This is a genomic window from Inquilinus sp. 2KB_23, from assembly GCF_052115705.1.
Classification (GTDB): domain Bacteria; phylum Pseudomonadota; class Alphaproteobacteria; order DSM-16000; family Inquilinaceae; genus Inquilinus; species Inquilinus ginsengisoli_A.
The window spans coordinates 229,165-247,639 of the sequence record NZ_JBFRHF010000010.1; the positions used below are offsets into that span (position 1 = coordinate 229,165).

General features: G+C 70.0%; 21 protein-coding genes, 1 other RNA gene and 1 pseudogene. 18 read left to right on the forward strand and 5 right to left on the reverse strand.

Annotated features, from left to right (window positions below; all coding sequences use genetic code 11):
• Positions 1-153: 153 nt before the first annotated feature.
• On the reverse strand, positions 154-1,293 hold the full coding sequence (locus AB4112_RS15335; protein WP_441720776.1) for a succinylglutamate desuccinylase/aspartoacylase family protein: 1,140 nt from the start codon (positions 1,291-1,293) through the stop codon (positions 154-156).
• A gap of 280 nt (positions 1,294-1,573) precedes the next feature.
• Between AB4112_RS15335 and AB4112_RS15340 the strand changes: the two genes are divergently transcribed.
• A complete protein-coding gene (locus tag AB4112_RS15340; RefSeq protein WP_309794211.1) occupies positions 1,574-2,884 on the forward strand; it encodes an ammonium transporter in 1,311 nt (436 codons plus the stop codon).
• Between the two features lie 74 nt (positions 2,885-2,958).
• Here AB4112_RS15340 and AB4112_RS15345 read toward each other — a convergent pair whose 3' ends face one another.
• Positions 2,959-3,894 carry a LysR family transcriptional regulator gene (locus AB4112_RS15345; protein WP_441720778.1) on the reverse strand — a complete coding sequence of 312 codons (936 nt, stop codon included), beginning with the start codon at positions 3,892-3,894 and terminating at the stop codon, positions 2,959-2,961.
• Between the two features lie 92 nt (positions 3,895-3,986).
• Here AB4112_RS15345 and AB4112_RS15350 point away from each other — a divergent pair, with 92 nt between their 5' ends.
• A complete protein-coding gene (locus tag AB4112_RS15350) occupies positions 3,987-4,745 on the forward strand; it encodes an SDR family oxidoreductase (RefSeq protein ID WP_309794209.1) in 759 nt (252 codons plus the stop codon).
• A gap of 126 nt (positions 4,746-4,871) precedes the next feature.
• Here AB4112_RS15350 and AB4112_RS15355 read toward each other — a convergent pair whose 3' ends face one another.
• Positions 4,872-5,345, reverse strand: a complete 474-nt coding sequence (locus tag AB4112_RS15355; RefSeq protein WP_309794208.1) for a MarR family winged helix-turn-helix transcriptional regulator — start codon at positions 5,343-5,345, stop codon at positions 4,872-4,874.
• A gap of 102 nt (positions 5,346-5,447) precedes the next feature.
• Here AB4112_RS15355 and AB4112_RS15360 point away from each other — a divergent pair, with 102 nt between their 5' ends.
• Together AB4112_RS15360 and AB4112_RS15365 are read left to right on the forward strand one after the other, a co-directional pair.
• Complete coding sequence (locus AB4112_RS15360; protein ID WP_441720781.1) at positions 5,448-5,822, forward strand: cupin domain-containing protein; 375 nt, start codon at positions 5,448-5,450, stop codon at positions 5,820-5,822.
• Between the two features lie 122 nt (positions 5,823-5,944).
• Positions 5,945-6,322, forward strand: a complete 378-nt coding sequence (locus AB4112_RS15365; RefSeq protein WP_441720783.1) for a COG4315 family predicted lipoprotein — start codon at positions 5,945-5,947, stop codon at positions 6,320-6,322.
• 77 nt (positions 6,323-6,399) lie between these two features.
• Here the strand turns inward: AB4112_RS15365 and gap are convergent, their stop codons facing one another.
• Positions 6,400-7,407: a type I glyceraldehyde-3-phosphate dehydrogenase gene (gene gap, locus AB4112_RS15370; RefSeq protein WP_309794205.1), complete on the reverse strand. Its 1,008-nt coding sequence runs from the start codon at positions 7,405-7,407 to the stop codon at positions 6,400-6,402.
• 25 nt (positions 7,408-7,432) lie between these two features.
• On the reverse strand, positions 7,433-9,424 hold the full coding sequence (tkt, locus tag AB4112_RS15375; RefSeq protein ID WP_309794204.1) for a transketolase: 1,992 nt from the start codon (positions 9,422-9,424) through the stop codon (positions 7,433-7,435).
• 260 nt (positions 9,425-9,684) lie between these two features.
• On the opposite strand from tkt, the gene AB4112_RS15380 reads away from it, so the two are divergent.
• The 14 genes and pseudogenes from AB4112_RS15380 to AB4112_RS15445 form a co-directional block, all read left to right on the forward strand.
• Entirely contained in the window at positions 9,685-10,782 is a 1,098-nt protein-coding gene (locus AB4112_RS15380) for an Ldh family oxidoreductase (protein ID WP_441720785.1), read from the forward strand.
• Positions 10,783-10,818: 36 nt separating this feature from the next.
• Entirely contained in the window at positions 10,819-11,049 is a 231-nt protein-coding gene (locus AB4112_RS15385; protein ID WP_309794202.1) for a hypothetical protein, read from the forward strand.
• 4 nt (positions 11,050-11,053) lie between these two features.
• Positions 11,054-11,389, forward strand: coding sequence for a cell division protein ZapA (locus AB4112_RS15390; RefSeq protein ID WP_309794201.1), 336 nt, complete (start codon positions 11,054-11,056; stop codon positions 11,387-11,389).
• A gap of 13 nt (positions 11,390-11,402) precedes the next feature.
• Positions 11,403-11,561, forward strand: a non-coding RNA gene (ssrS, locus tag AB4112_RS15395) — 6S RNA.
• A gap of 33 nt (positions 11,562-11,594) precedes the next feature.
• Complete coding sequence (locus AB4112_RS15400; protein ID WP_441720790.1) at positions 11,595-12,182, forward strand: 5-formyltetrahydrofolate cyclo-ligase; 588 nt, start codon at positions 11,595-11,597, stop codon at positions 12,180-12,182.
• 11 nt (positions 12,183-12,193) lie between these two features.
• Entirely contained in the window at positions 12,194-13,033 is an 840-nt protein-coding gene (locus AB4112_RS15405; protein ID WP_309794200.1) for a TIGR00282 family metallophosphoesterase, read from the forward strand.
• Positions 13,034-13,253: 220 nt separating this feature from the next.
• The gene (locus AB4112_RS15410; RefSeq protein WP_309794199.1) at positions 13,254-14,003 is read left to right on the forward strand and encodes a YebC/PmpR family DNA-binding transcriptional regulator; all 750 of its coding nucleotides are present in this window, start codon (positions 13,254-13,256) and stop codon (positions 14,001-14,003) included.
• 211 nt (positions 14,004-14,214) lie between these two features.
• Positions 14,215-14,724: a crossover junction endodeoxyribonuclease RuvC gene (gene ruvC / locus AB4112_RS15415; protein ID WP_309794197.1), complete on the forward strand. Its 510-nt coding sequence runs from the start codon at positions 14,215-14,217 to the stop codon at positions 14,722-14,724.
• The gene (ruvA, locus tag AB4112_RS15420) at positions 14,721-15,350 is read left to right on the forward strand and encodes a Holliday junction branch migration protein RuvA (protein WP_309794195.1); all 630 of its coding nucleotides are present in this window, start codon (positions 14,721-14,723) and stop codon (positions 15,348-15,350) included. The genes ruvC and ruvA overlap by 4 nt, the downstream gene beginning before the upstream one ends.
• On the forward strand, positions 15,347-16,384 hold the full coding sequence (gene ruvB / locus AB4112_RS15425; RefSeq protein WP_309794193.1) for a Holliday junction branch migration DNA helicase RuvB: 1,038 nt from the start codon (positions 15,347-15,349) through the stop codon (positions 16,382-16,384). Before ruvA ends, ruvB begins: the two co-directional genes overlap by 4 nt.
• Positions 16,381-16,809: a tol-pal system-associated acyl-CoA thioesterase gene (gene ybgC, locus AB4112_RS15430; RefSeq protein ID WP_309794192.1), complete on the forward strand. Its 429-nt coding sequence runs from the start codon at positions 16,381-16,383 to the stop codon at positions 16,807-16,809. The genes ruvB and ybgC overlap by 4 nt, the downstream gene beginning before the upstream one ends.
• A gap of 14 nt (positions 16,810-16,823) precedes the next feature.
• Positions 16,824-17,555 carry a protein TolQ gene (gene tolQ, locus AB4112_RS15435; protein ID WP_309794190.1) on the forward strand — a complete coding sequence of 244 codons (732 nt, stop codon included), beginning with the start codon at positions 16,824-16,826 and terminating at the stop codon, positions 17,553-17,555.
• On the forward strand, positions 17,555-18,088 hold the full coding sequence (tolR, locus tag AB4112_RS15440) for a protein TolR (RefSeq protein ID WP_309794189.1): 534 nt from the start codon (positions 17,555-17,557) through the stop codon (positions 18,086-18,088). Before tolQ ends, tolR begins: the two co-directional genes overlap by 1 nt.
• 9 nt (positions 18,089-18,097) lie before the next feature.
• Positions 18,098-18,475: pseudogene (locus AB4112_RS15445) on the forward strand (hypothetical protein); the annotation flags it as partial.

The window sequence follows — 18,475 nt, forward strand, 5'->3', positions numbered from 1 at the left end:
TGACTCTGCCGGCCGGGGGTCCGATGGCGTGGCACGGGCAATCTGGCCGTGCGATGGCCTCAGGAGGGCGCATCCTGCCGTGTTCGGCCGGAGAAGGCGAGCGCGAAATGTGGGCGGCCGCCGCATGGCGCCCACCTCCCGGTCCGAAGCGGCTCAGCTGGTCAGCAGCGTCGCCCCATGCCCGGCGATCGGTTCGGCGCCGGCGATCTTGGCGATAATGTCGCCCGGCCGCGCCAACCGGTGCAGGCAGACCGACCACAGCAGGCCGTCGACCCCGGCATGGATCGGGGTGCGCGCCTGCGCCGGGTCGGCAGTGGGGTCGACGATGTCGGCGACATGGTCGCCGCGGCGCAGCCGGGTGCCCAAGGGTTGGGCATAGGTGACGATGCCGGCCACCGGCGCGCGCAGCATCTGGTTGCCGGCCAGCGGTGTGGCCTCGCACAGCGCCTCGGGCAGCGCGCCGGGTTCACCGGCCAGGATGCCGCGGCGCTGCAGGAAGCGCACCAGCGCGTCAGCGTCGGCCTCGGCCGTGGCGTCGTCGACATCCGCCTGGCCGCGCAGCTCGATCGTCGCCGCCAGGCAGGCCGGGGGCAGCGGATGGGTGCCGCCCAGCAGCTTGGCCAGCGCCCACCATGGCGCCGAATTCGCCTCGTCGAACGGATTGTCGCCGGAATCCTCCGCCAGCAGCACCGCTCGGGCGTGGAACTGGCGGCTCAGATCCTCGGCGTCCGGCCACAGCGCCGTGCCGACATAGACATGCACCGGCGCCTGGTTGTCGCAATGCAGGTCGAGCACGATGTCGGCGTCGATGGACAGGCCCAGCAGGGTCTTGCGCAGGGCGCCGACCTCATCCAGCGGCTGCTGCTCCGCCAGCGCCGCCAACAGGGCCGCCCGCACCAGCCGGACGTTGCGCGCAGGGTCGTCGGTCAGCTGCCCGGCGAGGCGCGGGGCGACGATCGGGGCCAGGTCGGGGTAGTGGCGGTTGAAGTTGCCGCGGCCGTCCAGGGCGAAGCGGCCGACATGGCTTTCCAGCACCGATTGCGCCAGGCCGATCGGGTTGGCGCTCGGCACCACCACGATTTCGCCCCGGATCGCGCCGGCCGCGTCCAGCGCGTCGAGGCGGCGGACCAGGTGATGCGCGGCCAGCATGCCCGGCAGCTCGTCGGCATGCAGCCCGGCCTGGATGTAGACCTTGGGCCGGGCGCCCGGCTGGCCATAGCGGTGCACGGTGACGCCGCGACGGGTTCCGGGGGCGACGGAGGGCAGGGGAATCTGGCTGGTGGTCCGGGTCATGGCGGCACTCTGCAAAAGGGCGCGGCACCCTAGCGCAGTGCCCAAGCCGCGGTCATCCGCCACGACGGCACGGCTGCGGATCAAATTTTGGTCAGTGCCGCGCCGATTGCACAAAATTTATTCATTGCTGCTGGATTGGGCCACCAAGCCGCCCGGCTTGGCGGGTCGTGGCAAAACCGGCACGGCACTTGCTTGATCACCGGCGAAGGGCGGTTCGTGCCGGTGCCGACAGGGCGGCTGCCGACCGTCAGCCGATAAGATAAAGGCTGGAGACAACTCGATGAAGCGGACGTTTTGGGGATTGGGAGGCGTGGTCGCCGCCTTGCTGACGGCGCTGCCGGCAATGGCGCAGGATGCGGCAGCAGCGACGCCGACACTGAATTCAGGCGACACCGCCTGGATGATGACGTCGAGCGCGCTGGTCCTGATGATGACCATTCCGGGTCTGGCGCTGTTCTACGGCGGCATGGTCCGCAAGGCCAATGTGCTGGCCATGCTGATGCAGTGCTTCGCCATCACCGCCCTGGTCAGCATCGTCTGGATGGTGCTGGGCTACAGCCTGGCCTTCGGCCCCGGCGGCGCCTGGATCGGCGACCTGTCGCGCGGCTTCCTGAAGGGCCTCGACGTCAACGCGCTCAGCGGGACGATCCCCGAGAGCGTGTTCATGATGTTCCAGATGACCTTCGCGATCATCACCCCGGCGCTGATCGTCGGCGCCTTCGCCGACCGCATGAAGTTCTCGTCGCTGCTGGTCTTCATCACCCTGTGGTCGATCATCGTCTACTCGCCGATCGCGCATTGGGTGTGGCAGTCGAATGGCTGGCTGTTCTCGAAGGGCGTGCTCGACTTCGCCGGCGGCACGGTGGTGCACATCAACGCCGGCATCGCCGGCCTCGTCGCCTGCATCTTCATCGGCAAGCGCAAGGGTTACGGCACCGCCTCGGCCCATGCCTTCGCGCCGCACAACCTGGTGCTCAGCGTGATCGGCGCCTCGCTGCTGTGGGTGGGCTGGTTCGGCTTCAACGCCGGCTCGGCGCTGGCTGCGGGCGGCCTGTCCGGCATGGCCTTCGCCGTGACCCACATCGCCACCGCCGCGGCGGCGCTGTCCTGGATGTTCGTGGAATGGGCCGCCAAGGGGAAGCCCAGCGTGCTCGGCGTCATCTCCGGCGCCGTGGCCGGCCTGGTCGCGATCACCCCGGCCTCCGGCTTCGTCAACCCGATGGGCGCGCTGGCGATCGGCATCGCCGCGGGCATCATCTGCTACCTCGCTGCCACCTCGGTGAAGCGGGCGCTCGGCTATGACGACTCGCTCGACGTGTTCGGCGTGCACTGCGTCGGCGGCATCGTCGGCGCGCTCCTGACCGGCGTCTTCGCCGATCCGGCGGTCAACTCGCTCGGCACCGGCCTGCTCTACGGCAATCCCGGCCAGGTCTGGATCCAGGTCGAAGGCGTCGCGGCGACGCTGGTCTGGAGCGGTGTGGTCACCCTGGTGCTGCTGTTCGTGATCAAGGCGGTCATGGGCATCCGGGTTTCGGAAGAGGCGGAGCGCGACGGCCTCGACCTCGCCCTGCATGGCGAGGCGGTGCAGTAGCCTCCGCTCAATCAACGGCCAGACTTGGGGGCGTCCTTCGGGACGCCCCTTTTTTGTGCGCTCTGGGCCGATCCTCAGGGCCGGGACGCATCGTCGCCCTCGCGCCGCCACGCTGGATGCGACAGGCGCGAGATCAGGAAGTCGGAGAGAGCATCGACCTTCGCCGCGCGGGCCCGCGCCGTGGGCGTGACGAAATAGATCCCGCCTTCCGGCAGGCGCCAGCCGGGAAGGATGGCCTGCAGCCTCCCCGCCGCCAGATGCTCGGCGGCGATGAACTCCGGGAGCTCGGCGATCGCCAGACCCTCCAGCAGGGTCGGCAGCAGGGCGTCGACATTGGTGACGCGCAGCGGGCCGGTCGGCGTGACCGTGGCCTCCTCGCCTGCCGCATTGGTCAAGCGCCAGACGTCCCGCTTCGCGCGGTAGGCGTAACCCAGGCAGTGATGCGCGGCCAGGTCGTCGGGATGCCGGGGCAGGCCGTGGCGCGCAATATAGGACGGGGCCGCGACGATGAAGCGACGGACCGGCACGATCTGGCGCGCCATGAGCGAGGAATCCTCCATCACGGCGATGCGCAGCGCAGCGTCGAAGCCCTCGCCGATCAGGTCGGCGACAGCGTCGCTCAGGTGCAGGTCGACGGAAACCTCGGGATAGCGCCGGAAGAAATCCGGCAGGATCGGCGCCACCGACCGTAGGCCGAACGACATCGGTACCGCTAGCCGGACCAGGCCGTGGGGCCGGCTGGTCGTCGCCCGCGCCAGATGCTCCACCTCCTCGGCCCCGGCATAGATCCGCGTCGCCCGCTCGACCAACCCCTGGCCGAAATCGGTGAGGGCGAGGCGGCGTGAACTGCGGTTGAACAGGCGGCCGCCCAGCCGGTCCTCCAGCCGGGTCACCGCGCGCGAGACGGTGGCGACGGAGACGCCCAGGGCGCGCGCTGCGCCGGCATAGGACCGCTCCTCCGCCACCTTGGCGAACATGGCGAGGCCTTCGAAATCCGGCAGCCGGGACATCTGCAATCCTGCAACGATGGCTTTCATTCCTTTCTACTTCGGAAATGCGCGCCAGGCCACATCTCTACCCCGCCAACACAAGGAGACACGCCATGGCACGCAGACTCGAAGGCAAGATCGCGGTCATCACCGGTGGCAGCACCGGCATCGGCCTCGCCACCGCAAAGCGCTTCGCCGCCGAAGGCGCGCGGGTGTTCATCACCGGCCGCGACCGGGCCAAGCTCGATGCCGCAGTGGCGGCGATCGGCCCGTCCGCCACCGCCATTCAGGCGGATTCGGCCAATCTCTCGGACCTCGACCGGCTCTATCAGCGGGTGAAGGCCGATGCCGGGCGCATCGACGTCCTGTTCGCCAATGCCGGAGGCGGCTCGAACCTGCCGCTCGGCGCCATCACCGAGGCGCAGTACGACGACACCTTCGGCCGCAACGTGAAGGGCGTGCTGTTCACGGTGCAGAAGGCGCTGCCGCTGCTCGCCAAGGGTGCGTCGGTGATCCTGACCGGGTCGACCGCGGGGGCGATGGCGATGCCTGCCTTCAGCGTCTATGGCGCGTCGAAGGCCGCGGTTCGCAACCTCGTGCGCCATTGGACGCTCGACCTCAAGGGCCGGGGGATCCGCATCAACGTGCTCAGCCCCGGGCCGACCAAGACGCCGGGTCTGGTGGGCCTGGCCGGTGACGATGCCGCCGCGCAGCAGGGCCTGCTCGACTATCTCGCCACCGAGCAGGTGCCGCTCGGCCGGGTCGCCGATCCCGACGAGATCGCCGCGGCGGCGCTGTTCCTGGCCTCCGACGACGCCAGCTTCGTCACCGGGAGCGAATTGTTCGCGGATGGCGGCCAGGCGCAGGTCTGACCGTCCTGAGCCTCGGGAGGCATCCGGAAATGCCCCAGGCCGTCTCCGACGGCGTGATCACGGGCTTCCGCATGCTGGAGGGCAGCTTCGAGGTCTCCCGGAAGGCGAGGGGCTAGCCCGGCCGGGCTAGGCCTGGCCTGGGCGCCTGGCCGTGCCCGCATACAGCAGGTCGAGGGCGTGGTTGAGCGCGGCGAAGCCGTCGGGGCCGAGCAGGGCGCGGTACTCGGCCTCGATCCGCAGCTTCACAGCGTTGGCGTCGGTCATCACCGCGAGGCCGGCCGGGGTCAGGACGACCAGCCGGCCGCGCCCGTCCTGCGGGTCCGGGCGGCGTTCGACGATGCCGTCGCGCGCGAGGTCGTCGACCAGCTGCTGCACCGCCTGCTTGGTCAGGCCCATGCGGCCGGGCAGGGCGGATTGCGGCAGGCCGTTCGGCCCGAGATGGGCCAGCACGCCGGCTCGCGCCTCGCCGAACCAGCCATGGCCCAAGGCCACCATCCCCGCCTCGAACTGCGCCTTCCAGGCCCGGCTGAGGCGCCACAGCCGCCAGCCGACATGGTCGATCAGCTCGGGGTAGGCGATATCGTCAAGTGTCTTGACCATTTTCGATCCGCCGGGTACCGTCAAGAAACTTGACGATCATCCCGTCGAAGATGCCCTCCGGCGGGTCGGCGTTCAAGGGATTCCCAAGGGAAAGGTCGGCTCATGCCTGTCATCTCCGCCTCCGACGCGCCGCGCTTCACGCTGCCGGGCGTCACCTTCACCGGGCTGGCGGCGCCCAGCCGCGGGTCCTCCGAGACCTCGGTGTGGCGCATCGCGCTCGACCCCGGCGCGCCGGGGGCGCCGCATCGCGTCACCCGCGAGGAGATCTTCATCGCCATCGCCGGCAGCGCCGTCGCCACCATCGGCGCGGACCGGCACGAGATCGCGGCCGGCAGCGCCATCGTCATCCCGGCCGACACCGAGTTCTCCCTGGCCAACCCCGGGGACCGGCCGTTCGAGGCGGTGGTGGTGCTGCCGGTCGGCGGCCAGGCGGCCTATAGCGGCCAGGAGCCGTTCATCCCACCCTGGGCGGTCTGACACGGCCGGCGGGCCCCCGAGGCGGCCGTGCCCGGTTCATCGGCAACCTCCGGTGCCGGCCGGACGAACAGTCGGACGGGAGGCCGGCGTTCCGTCGCACCTCCCCCTCGGGAGGAACCGCAATGAAACTCATCGCATTCAGCGTCGCGGCTGCGCTCGTCGCTGCCGCATCGGCCTTCGCCGCGGAGCCGGCGATGATCATGACCACCTCGGCCGGCAAGGCCTACACCGACGACAAGGGCATGACCCTCTACGTCTATGACAAGGACGAGGCGGGCAAGTCGAACTGCTACGACAAATGCGCCGCCAACTGGCCGCCCTTCAAGGCCGCGGCCGGCGCCAAGGCCGAGGACGAATGGACCATCGTCCAGCGGACCGACGGCACTGCGATGTGGGCCTATGACGGCAAGCCGGTCTACACCTACGTCAAGGACCAGAAGGCCGGCGACGCCACCGGCGAAGGCGCCGGCGGGGTCTGGCACGTCGCCAAGCCCGATTGACCGATCGCCCGATCAATCAATACCGGAAACAGAGGGGGCGGCCGAAGCCGCCCCCTCGCAGTCCGAAGCGGATCAGCTCAGCCGGCCTTCGACATCGCGATCGCGGTGTCGCCCATCCGGTTGGAGAAGCCCCATTCGTTGTCGTACCAGCTCATCACCCGGACGAAGGTGCCGTCGATCACCTTGGTCTCGTTGATCGCGAAGATCGACGAGCGGGCATCGTGGTTGAAGTCGGTCGAGACCAGGTCTTCCTCGTAGTAGCCGAGGATGTCCTTCAGCTTGCCGTCGGCGGCCTGCTTGATCGCCGCGTTGACCTCCTCGACCGTGGTCGGGCGCTTGGCGACGAACTTGAAGTCGACCACCGAGACGTTCGGCGACGGGACGCGGATCGAGGTGCCGTCCAGCTTGCCCGCCAGCTCCGGCAGCACCTTGCCGACGGCCTTGGCGGCGCCGGTGGAGGTCGGGATCAGGTTCAGCGCCGCGGCGCGGGCGCGGTGCAGGTCCTTGTGCATCGTGTCGACGATGCGCTGGTCGCCGGTGTAGCTGTGGATCGTGGTCATGAAGCCGTGATCGATGCCGATCGCGTCGTGCAGCACCGAGGCGACGGGCGCCAGGCAGTTGGTGGTGCAGGAGGCGTTGGAGACGATCTTGTGCGCGGCGGTCAGCTTGTGGTGGTTGACGCCGTAGACCACGGTCAGGTCCTCGTCGGTCGCCGGGGCCGAGATCAGCACCTTCCTGGCGCCGGCCGTCAGCTGCTTCGCCGCGTCGTCGCGCTTGGTGAAGATGCCGGAGCATTCCAGCGCGATCTCGACGTCCAGCGCGCCCCAGGGCAGCTGGGTCGGGTCGCGATGCTGTACCGCCTTGATGTGGCGGCCGTTGACGATCAGGGTGTCGCCCTCGACCTGGACGTCGAACGGCGCGCGGCCGTGGACGCTGTCGTACTTCAGCAGATGCGCGTTGGTCTTGACGTCGGCGAGGTCGTTGATCGCGACGACCTCGATGTCCTTGCGGCCGGATTCGATCAGCGCCCGCAGCACCAGACGCCCGATGCGCCCGAACCCGTTGATGGCAACCTTAACGGCCATGTCGTCTTCTCCGATCCGATGGTCTTTAGATCTTGGCCTTGGCGGCGGCGACGACCGCCTCGGCCGTGATGCCGAAATGCTTGTACAGCTGCTCGTAGGGGCCTGAGGCACCGAAGCCGGTCATGCCGACGAAGGCGCCGTCCGACCCGATATAGTGGTCCCAGCCCTGGCGCACGCCGGCCTCGACCGCGATCTTCACCAGGCCCTGGCCCAGCACCTTGCGGCGGTATTCGGCCGGCTGGCGGTCGAACAGCGCGGTGCAGGGCATCGAGACCAGGCGGGTGCCGATGCCCTCGGCCTCCAGCGCGTCGCGCGCCTCGTTGGCGATCGAGACCTCCGAGCCGGTGGCGACCAGCAGCACCCGCGGCGTGCCGGTGGCCTCGCGCAGGATGTAGCCGCCCTTGGCGGAAAGGTTCTCAGCGGTGGCGCCCAGCCGCAGCGTCGGCAGGTTCTGGCGGGTCAGCGCCAGCACCGACGGGGCGTCCTGGGTCTCCAGCGCGATCTGCCACGCTTCGGCCGTCTCGACCGCGTCGCAGGGGCGGAAGACCATGAGGTGCGGGATGGCGCGCAGCGCCGCGACATGCTCGACCGGCTGATGGGTCGGGCCGTCCTCGCCGAGGCCGATCGAGTCATGGGTCATGACGAAGACCACCCGCTGGCGCATCAGCGAGGCCAGCCGGATCGACGGGCGGCAATAGTCGGTGAAGGTCAGGAAGGTGGCGCCATAGGGGATGATGCCGCCATGCAGCGTCAGCCCGTTCATCGCCGCCGCCATGCCGTGCTCGCGCACGCCGTAGCGGACGTAGCGGCCGCCGTACTTGCCCGGCTCGATGTCGGTCGAGGCCTTGGTCTTGGTGTTGTTCGACGGGGTCAGGTCGGCCGACCCGCCGATCAGTTCCGGGATCAGCGGCACCAGCAGTTCCAGCACCTGGCCGGAGGCGGTGCGGGTGGCGAGGCTCGGCTTGGCCTCCGAGGTCTCGGCCTTGAACTTCGCGATCACGCCGTCGAGGCCGGCGGGCAGGGTGCCGTCCATGGCGTGGCGGAAATCGGCGCGGGCTTCGGCCGGGGTCTTCGCCAGGCGGGCCTCCCAGGCCGTGCGCTCGGCATGGCCGCGCTGGCCGACCTCGCGCCAGGCCGCGATCGTGGCCTCCGGCACCTCGAAGGGCGGGTAGGGCCAGTTGAGGTTGGCGCGGGTGGCCGCGACCTCGTCCTTGCCCAGCGGCGAGCCGTGGGTGGCGCTGGTGCCCTGCTTGTTCGGGGCGCCGAAGCCGATGGTGGTGCGGCAGGCGATCAGGCTGGGCCGCTCATCGGCCAGCGCCGCGTCGATGGCGGCGGCGATCGCATCGGTGTCGTGGCCGTCGACGCGCTGGACGTGCCAGTGATAGCCCTCGAAGCGCTTCTGGACGTCGTCGCTGAAGGACAGCGAGGTCGGGCCGTCGATCGTGATGTGGTTGTCGTCGTAGAGCACGATCAGCCGGCCGAGCTTCAGATGCCCGGCCAGCGAGCAGGCCTCGTGGCTGATCCCTTCCTCGAGGTCGCCGTCGCCGCAGGTGACCCAGGTGTGGTGGTTCACCAGGTCGTCGCCGAAGCGGGCGTTCAGGATGCGCTCGGCCAGCGCGAAGCCGACGGAGTTGCCCAGGCCCTGGCCCAACGGACCGGTCGTGGTCTCGATCCCGGCCTCGTGGTCGACCTCGGGATGGCCCGCGGTGTGGTGGCCGAGCTGGCGGAAATGCTTGATCTCGTCGATCGTGATCTTGCTGTTGCCGGTGAGGTACAGCAGCGAATAGAGCAGCATCGAGCCGTGGCCGCCCGACAGGATGAAGCGGTCGCGGTCGGCCCAGGTCGGGGCGGCGGCGTCGAACTTCAGGTAGCGGCTGAACAGCACGGTGGCGACGTCGGCCATGCCCATCGGCATGCCGGGATGGCCACTCTTGGCGGCTTCCACCGCGTCCAGGGACAGGAAACGTATGGCGTTCGCCATGTCGTTGTGCGTCACGGTCCGGGAGCTGTCGGTCATGGCATCGATCCGATGAGGGCACGGGGAACCCGACGGTCTCCCGTCAGGGGCGGGGCACCATGCAGCCCTGGTCGCGTCGCGTCAATGCCACCATAGGCCTGGATGCGGGACCCATCGTCACGCTAGATAAGTCGGACAATCCAGGGTGATTGCTCTTGAGCAATCATCCCCCGGCGATCGCCCTGGCGATCATCCCCCGGCGATTGCCCTTGCAATCGTCCGGAACCGGGCACGACGGATATCGGAGCGGGAGACGCGCGATGGAGCGGTTCGACGGGGTGCGCTTGCCGAAGGCGGCGCTGGAGGAGTTCGCGGCGGCGCTGCTGCGCGGCGCCGGGGCGTCGCCGGACAGCGCGGCCGCGACGGCGCGGGCGATGACCGACGCCTCCTCCCGTGGTGTCGACACCCATGGCGTGCGGCTGGTGCCGTTCTATCTCGACCAGCTGCGGAACGGGCGGATGAACGCCGCCCCTGATGTGACCGTCACCCGCACCGCGCCGGCCTGCGTCGTGGTCGATGCCGGCGGCGGCCTCGGCCATCTCGCCAGCTACCGCGCCATCGACGAGGCGGCGGCGCTGGCGGAGGACTTGGGGATCGCCGCCGCCGCCGTCACCAACTCGACCCATCACGGCGCCACCGGCGTCTATGCCCTGGAGGCTGCGCGCCGCGGCTTCATCGCCATCGGCTGCACCCATGCCGACGCCCTGGTGGTGCCGCATGGCGGCATCAAGCCGTTCTTCGGCACCAACCCGATCAGCTTTGCCGCGCCGGCGCCGGGCGAGGATCCGGTGCTGCTGGACATGGCCACCAGCGCCATCCCGCTCAACCGGGTGCATCTGCGCCGCGACACCGGCGCGCCGCTGCCGCCGGAGGTCGCGGTCGGCGACGACGGCGTCGCCACCACCGACGCGCATGTCGCCACCGGGCTGATCCCGGTCGGCGGCCTGGCCTATGGCTACAAGGGCGCCGGGCTGGCGATGATGGTCGAGATCCTGTGCGCCGCCCTGACCGGCATGCCGCACGGCTTCCGCATGACCAAGTTCACCGGGCCGGGCCAGCCGGTCACCATCGGCCACTTCTTCCTGCTGCTGAAGCCGCAGGCCTTCGACGCCGGCGGCTATGCGGCGACGATGGCGGCGATCCTCGGCGATCTCCGCTCGCAGCCGGCCCAGGCCGGGCAGGAAGTGATGGCGCCGGGCGACCCGGAGAAGCGCGAGGCGACGGCGCGCGCAGCGCTCGGCGTGCCGCTCGACCGCCGTACCTGGGGGCGGCTGGTGGAGTTCGCCGGGACCGTCGGCGTGGCCGTGCCGGAGGCGACCGCCGAGGCTTCCGTTGACGGCGGGGGGAGTGCCGCATAGTTTCACGACAATGACGCTGGATCTGGATTCCCTGCGATGACCGGGCTGACCGCCGAGATTGATCGCCTGGAGCGCGCTCTGGAACGCCTGGACACCGCGCTGGCGGACCAGGCGGAGCGCCGCCAGAAGCAGATCGACGAGATCATGGACCGCGTGCGCACGCAGGCGGTGACCGAGATCGAGACCGAGCTGCGCGAGGATACGGCGACAGTGGCGGCGCGGGTCAATCAGGTGATCCAGCGTATCGAGACCCTTCTGGAAAAGTAACGCAGTGGCCCGGGTCGAAATCACACTCAACAATCGCGTCTACCCGATCGCCTGTGAAGACGGGCAGGAGGGGCGGGTGCGCGACGTCGCCGCCTTCCTGGAAGAGCGGATCCGCGAGATCCAGGGATCCGTGCGGTCGGTGACCGACATGCATCTCATGGTCATGGTCGGCCTGATGCTGGGCGATGAGCTGCTGGACCTGCGCGACGAAAAGCGAGTGCCGGCGCCGCTTCCCGTGGCGCCGCCGCCGGGGCCGCTGGAGGATCCGGCGCTGGCCGCGAGGCTGCAGAAACTGGCCGATCGGATCGAGGCCATTGCGGCCAGGGTCGAGACGCCCTAAATCTCATCCCGTAGCGGGGCTGCGCGGCGCGACAGGTCGATTGTCCCTGGGGCCGTAGCACTTCTCTTAGGGAGCTGTCCCTGCCGGGACCGTGGTCCCGGCACATGGCGCCCACCTGCTGATGCAGGGCCCAAGAGGAGACATAATGACCACCGGCCGAGGCGGCTCCGCTGCGCTTCTTTCCACCCTGTCCGACGACGCCGATCTGCGCGACGCCAAGAAGGCCTTCCGGGCCGAGGCCCGCGCCCGACGCGCGGCCTATCACGCGCTGCATGGCGCCGGGGCGGGCGACCGGCTGCGCGACAACGTCCTTGCCGCGATTCCCTTCGCCGCCGGCGCGGTGGTGAGCGCCTATCTCCCGATCGACGACGAGCTCGACCCGCTGCCGCTGCTGGCCGCGGCGCTGGCGCGCGGCCATGCCGCCTGCGTCCCGGTGGTGCAGGGCAAGGCCCAGCCGCTGGTGTTCCGCGACTGGACGCCGGGGGCGCCGCTGGTCTCCGGCGTGTTCGGGGTGGCGGTGCCGGCCCCGACGGCGCCGGAGCGGGTGCCGGACCTGCTGTTCGTGCCGCTGCTCGGCTTCGATCGCCAGGGTTTCCGCATGGGTTACGGCGCCGGCTTCTACGACCGCACCCTGGCGAAGTTGCGGGCGGCCGGAGCGGAGTCGGGGCGCCCGGTGCTGGCCGTCGGCATCGGCTATGCCGGCCAGGAGGTGGCGGCGGTGCCGACCGGACTGCACGACCAGGCGCTGGACTGGATCGTCACGGATCGCGAAGCGATCCGCATCACACCTTAGACGGATACTCGATGCGCATACTGTTCCTGGGGGACGTCGTCGGCCGCGCCGCCCGCACCGCCGTGATCGCACAACTGCCGCGCCTGCGGCAGCGCCTGGACCTCGATTTCGTCGTGGTCAACGGCGAGAACTCGGCCGGCGGCTTCGGCATCACCCCGAAGATCGCCGAGGAGTTCTACGATGCCGGGGTCGACTGCCTGACCACCGGCAACCATGTCTGGGACCAGCGCGAGCTGCTGGGCACCATCGATCGCGACTCCCGCATGGTGCGGCCGGCCAACTTTCCGCCCGGCACGCCCGGCCGTGGCGCGACGCTGCTGCAGGACCGCAGCGGGCGGCAGGTGCTGGTGATCAACATCATGGCGCGGCTGTTCATGGACCCGCTCGACGACCCCTTCGCCGTGGTCGACCGGCTGCTGGCCGACACCGGGATGCCCGGGGTGGTCGATGCCATCGTGGTCGACTTCCACGGCGAGGCGTCGAGCGAGAAGATGGCGATGGGCCATCATCTCGATGGCCGGGTCTCGCTGGTGGTCGGCACCCACACCCACATCCCGACCTCCGACCTGCACATCCTGCGCGGCGGCACCGCCTACCAGACCGATGCCGGCATGTGCGGCGACTACGACAGCGTCATCGGCATGGTGAAGGAGCCGGCGGTCGCCCGCTTCATCCGCAAGATGCCGACCGAGCGGCTGACCCCGGCCGAGGGCCAGCCGACCATCTGCGGCCTGGTGCTGGAGACCGACGACGCGACGGGACTCGCGCGCCGGGTCGAGCCGTTGCGCATCGGCGGCAGGCTGTCGCCGGCCTGGCCCAGCGGTTTCGCGCCGGCCGATCCCGCGGCCTGAACCGGAATTCATCCTATTTCTCTGGAATTGCGTCTATCTGGTTGTGGCGAAATGGAATCCGGCGGGTAGGGAAATTCGCCGGATCTTCCCTCCGAACCACAAAACGGCCATAGTCTCGCGCTAACGCGGCGCAGGGGATCGTGCGGTGGCGCTTGTCGTCGCCGGGCCGGCCGCATATGTCTCCCGCCGCGAGTCTCCCTAGTCAGTCAGGCGTAGCCCCATGGCCGGTCATTCACAGTTCAAGAACATCATGCATCGCAAGGGCGCGCAGGACGCCAAGCGGGGCAAGATCTTCACCAAGCTCCAGCGCGAAATCACCATCTCGGCGAAGCTCGGCCTTCCCGACCCGGCGATGAATCCGCGCCTGCGCGCCGCCATCCAGGCCGCGCGCAAGGAGAACATGCCGAAGGACAACATCGAACGCGCGATCAAGCGCGCGACCGGTGACGGCGACGACAGCGATTACGTGGAAATCCGGTACGAAGGCTACGGCCCGGCCGGCATCGCCGTGATCGTCGAGGCGCTGACCGACAACCGCAACCGCACCGCGGCGGAAGTGCGCTCGACCTTCGCCAAGCATGGCGGGTCGCTGGGCGAGACCAACTCGGTCAGCTTCATGTTCAACCGGATCGGCGAGATCGTCTTCCCGGCCAAGGCCGCCAGCGCCGACGCGGTGTTCGAGGCGGCGCTGGAGGCCGGCGCCGACGATGTGCAGAGCGACGACGAGAGCCACACCGTCACCACCTCGATCGAGGGCTATGCCGGCGTGCGCGAAGCCCTGGAAGAGAAGTTCGGCGCGCCCGATTCCGCCGGGCTGGTCTGGCGCCCGCTCAACACGGTTCCCGTGAACGAGGAGCAGGGGGCGTCGCTGCTGAAGCTGCTCGACACGCTCGAGGACAATGACGACGTGCAGCGGGTCTCGGCCAATTTCGAGATTCCGGACGACATCATGGCGCGGCTCACGGCCTGAGCCGGGGCGGAGGGAAGATGGACCGCGGGATTGGGATGGGGAAGGGATCGGACCGGATGGCCGTGGGCGGCCGGTCGGCTCTTGTCTTGTTTCCCACCCTGTCATGCTCGGGCCTGACCCGGGCATCCAGAGGCTGTCGACATCTCCTGGATTGCCGGGTCAAGCCCGGCAATGACAGCTTCAATAGTGGTTGGTTCCCGGCGGCACGCCGATGAGGATCCTCGGCCTTGATCCCGGGCTGCGCCACACCGGCTGGGGGCTGCTCGACGTCGACGGTAACCGGCTGCGCTATGTCGCCGACGGCCGGGTCGATTCCGACGACAAGGCCGAGCTGGCGATCCGGCTGGTGCAGCTGCATGACGGGCTGGTCGAGGTGATCCGGACCTGGACGCCGGACGAGGCGGCGGTCGAGGAGACCTTCGTCAACAAGAACCCGACCTCGACCCTGAAGCTGGGCCTCGCCCGCGGCGTGGTGCTGCTGGTGCCGGCCAAGGCCGGGCTGCGGGTGGCGGAGTACGGGGCCAACCACATCAAGAAGTCGGTGGTCGGCGCCGGCCATGCCGACAAGACCCAGGTGCAGCACATGGTGCGGATGCTGCTGCCGGGCACCACCTTCCAGACGCCGGACGCGGCCGACGCGCTGGCGGTGGCGATCTGCCACGCCCATCACCGCCAGACCTCGGCGGCCATCGCCGGCATCCGGCTGCAGGTGGCGCGATGATCGCCCGGCTGCGCGGCATCCTCGACAGCGCCGGGGCCGACCACGCGGTGATCGACTGCAACGGCGTCGGCTACCTCGTGTTCTGCTCGCGCCGCACCCTCGGCCTGATGGCCGGCCCGCGCGAGGCGGTGGCGCTGCACATCGAGACCCATGTCCGCGAGGACCACATCCACCTCTACGGCTTCGCCGACACGGCGGAGCGCGACTGGTTCCGCCTGCTGACCACGGTGCAGGGGGTCGGCGCCAAGGTCGGGCTGGCCATCCTGTCGGTGCTGTCGCCGGACCAGGTGGCGACCGCCATCGCCGCCGGCGACAAGGCCCTGCTGGCCCGCGCCGACGGGGTCGGACCCAAGCTGGCCGGCCGCATCGCGTCGGAGCTGAAGGACAAGGTCGGCGGCATCGCCCTCGGCCCGGCGGTGGTCGGCCTTGGCCCCGTCGCGGTGGGCCTCACCGCCCGCCCGGCCGAGACCGGCGGCGCCGCGGCCGACGCGGTCTCCGCCCTGGTCAATCTCGGCTATGGCCGGGCCGAGGCGTTCACCGCGGTGGCCCGGGCCGGCGGCAAGCTGGGCGCCGACGCCACCGTCTCGGCGCTGATCCCGGCCGCGCTGCGTGAGCTGGCGTCATGACTGACCGCATCGTCACTGGGGATCCCCTGACCGACGACACCGGCGATGCCTCGCTGCGGCCGCAGACGCTGGAGGATTTCGTCGGCCAGCGCGAGGTCTGCGACAACCTGAGGGTGTTCGTGACCGCGGCGCGGGCCCGGGCCGAGGCGCTGGATCATGTCCTGCTGTTCGGCCCGCCGGGCCTGGGCAAGACCACGCTGGCCCAGATCGTGTCGCGCGAGCTCGGCGTCGGCTTCCGCGCCACCTCCGGCCCGGTGATCGCCCGCGCCGGCGACTTGGCTGCGATCCTGACCAACCTGCAGCCGCGCGACGTGCTGTTCATCGACGAGATCCACCGGCTGAACCCGGCGGTGGAGGAGATCCTCTATCCCGCGATGGAGGACTACCAGCTCGACCTGATCATCGGCGAGGGGCCGGCGGCGCGCTCGGTGCGCATCGACCTGCCGCCCTTCACCCTGGTCGGCGCCACCACCCGGTCCGGGCTGATCACCACCCCGCTGCGCGACCGCTTCGGCATCCCGCTGCGGCTGAACTTCTACGGCACGCCCGAACTCGAATCGATCGTCGCCCGCGGCGCCCGGCTGCTGGGCTGCCCGCTGTCGGAGGAGGGGGCGCACGAGATCGCCAAGCGCTCGCGCGGCACGCCCCGCATCGCCGGCCGGCTGCTGCGCCGGGTGCGCGATTTCGGCGCCGTCGCCGGCCTCGCGCAGATCGACGCCCGCGCCGCCGACCAGGCGCTGAAGCGCCTCGATGTCGACGAGGCCGGGCTCGACGCCATGGACCGGCGTTATCTGCGCCTGATCGCGGAGCAATACGGCGGCGGTCCGGTCGGGGTCGAGACGCTGGCGGCGGCGCTGAGCGAGCAGCGCGACATGATCGAGGACGTGATCGAGCCGTACCTGCTGCAGCAGGGCCTGGTGCAGCGCACCCCGCGCGGCCGGGTGCTGGGCGAGCGCGGGTATCGCGCGCTCGGCCTCTCAGTGCCGAAGCGTGAGGCCTCGCAGCTCGATCTCCTGCCGGATGACGAGCTGTGAGCGGCCCGCATCTCTTCCCGGTCCGGGTCTATTGGGAGGACACGGATGCGTCGGGCATCGTCTACCACGCCTCCTATCTGCGCTTTGCCGAGCGGGCGCGGACCGAGCTGCTGCGGGCGGCCGGCTTCGAGCAGTGGAACCTGCTGGCGGAGACCGGGATCGCCTTCGCGGTGCGGCGCTGCGAGATCGACTTCCGCCGCTCCGCGCGGCTGGACGACCAGCTCGAAATCGACACGCGCGTGACGGCGATCGGCGGCGCCAGCCTCGATATGTCGCAGGCGATCCGGCGCAATGGGGATGACATCGTCACATTGCTGCTGAAATTGGCATGCATCACTCGGGACGGACGGGCGGCACGGATGCCGTCCGATCTCCGCGAGGTCTTCAACGCGATCAAAGCCGAGACCGCGTCCCACGCGGCGTAGGGAAGGGCGAAGGTATGGAGCAGTCGGTGATCGAAACCGCCCAGGTGGTCGGGCAGAGTGCCGTCCACAATATGTCCATGTGGGGCCTGTTCCTGCAGGCGGACGTCATCGTGAAGTTCGTGATGCTGCTGCTGTTGGCGGCATCGGTGTGGTGCTGGGCGATCATCTTCGAGAAGTGGATCCGGGTGCGGCGGCTGAACCGCGCGGCCGATGCGTTCGAGGACGCGTTCTGGTCCGGCGGCTCGCTCGACGATCTCTACGACCAGGTCGGCGCCAACCCGCCCGACCCGATGGCCGCCACCTTCGCCGCCGGCATGAAGGAATGGCGCATCGCCGCCGACCGCGGCCTCAGCGCCTCGGGCAGCATGCGCGCCGGGCTGCAGCAGCGCATCGACCGGGTGATGCAGGTGACCATGACCCGTGAGCTCGGGCGGGTCGAACGCGGCATGACCGTGCTGGCCTCGGTCGGGTCGACGGCGCCCTTCGTCGGGCTGTTCGGCACGGTGTGGGGCATCATGAACTCGTTCCAGTCGATCGCCGCCCAGGCCGACACCAGCCTTGCCGTCGTCGCGCCGGGCATCGCCGAGGCGCTGTTCGCCACCGCCATCGGCCTGTTCGCCGCCATTCCCGCGACCACCGCCTACAACAAGTTCTCCAACGACCTGAACAAATACGCCGAGCGGCTCGAGAACTTCGCCGGCGAATTCGGCGCGATCCTGTCGCGCTACCTCGAGGACCGGACCTGATGGGCGTCTCTCTCTCCCACGCCACGGGCCGCTCGCGTGGCGGCCGCCGCACCTTCCGCCCGAACTCCGACATCAACGTCACGCCCTTCGTCGACGTCATGCTGGTGCTGCTGATCGTGTTCATGGTCACGGCGCCGCTGCTGACCGTCGGCGTGCCGGTCGACCTGCCGCAGACCCGCGCCCAGAACATCCAGACCAAGGAGGAGCCGCTGACCGTCACCATCGACGCGAGCGGCCAGATCTTCGTCCAGAAGCAGCAGGTCGCGGTAGAGAACCTGGTGCCGATGCTGACCGCGATCGCCAAGGCCCAGGCCTCGGCGCCGGGCGGCACGGCGGCCAACGAGACCCGCATCTTCGTGCGCGGCGACCAGGCGCTGGCCTATGGCCGGATCATGGAGGTGATGGGCGCCATCACCACCGCCGGCTTCACCCGCGTCGCCCTGATCGCGGAAAGCCCGAAGGGGCAGGCCGCGGCAGCGACGCCGCCCGCGCGGTCCGCACCCGCATCGCCCGCACCCGCCCCGAGGCGCTGACCCAGCCCCATGCGTCCCAGCCTCATCATCTCCCTGGCCCTGCACGCGATCATGCTGATCGTGCTGATGTTCGGGCTGCCGCTGTTCCGGCGCGACGCGCCGGCCATCGCGGTCGTGCCGGTGGAGATCGTCAGCGCCGATGCGGTCGGCGATCCGGGCGCCGGCGAGATTGCGCGGGAGAAGCCGCCGGCGCCGGATGCGACCGGCGATGCCGACACGCCGCCGCCGCCGGCCGCGGCCAAGGCACCTCCGGCAACCCCGAAGCCGCCGACGCAGCGCCCGGAACCGCCGAAGGTGGCGCAGCTGCCGCAGCCGCKCGAGACCCAGCCGACGCCGCAGGCGCGCCCGGTGCCGGAGCCCCAGCCGTCTCCGCCACCGCCTCCGCCG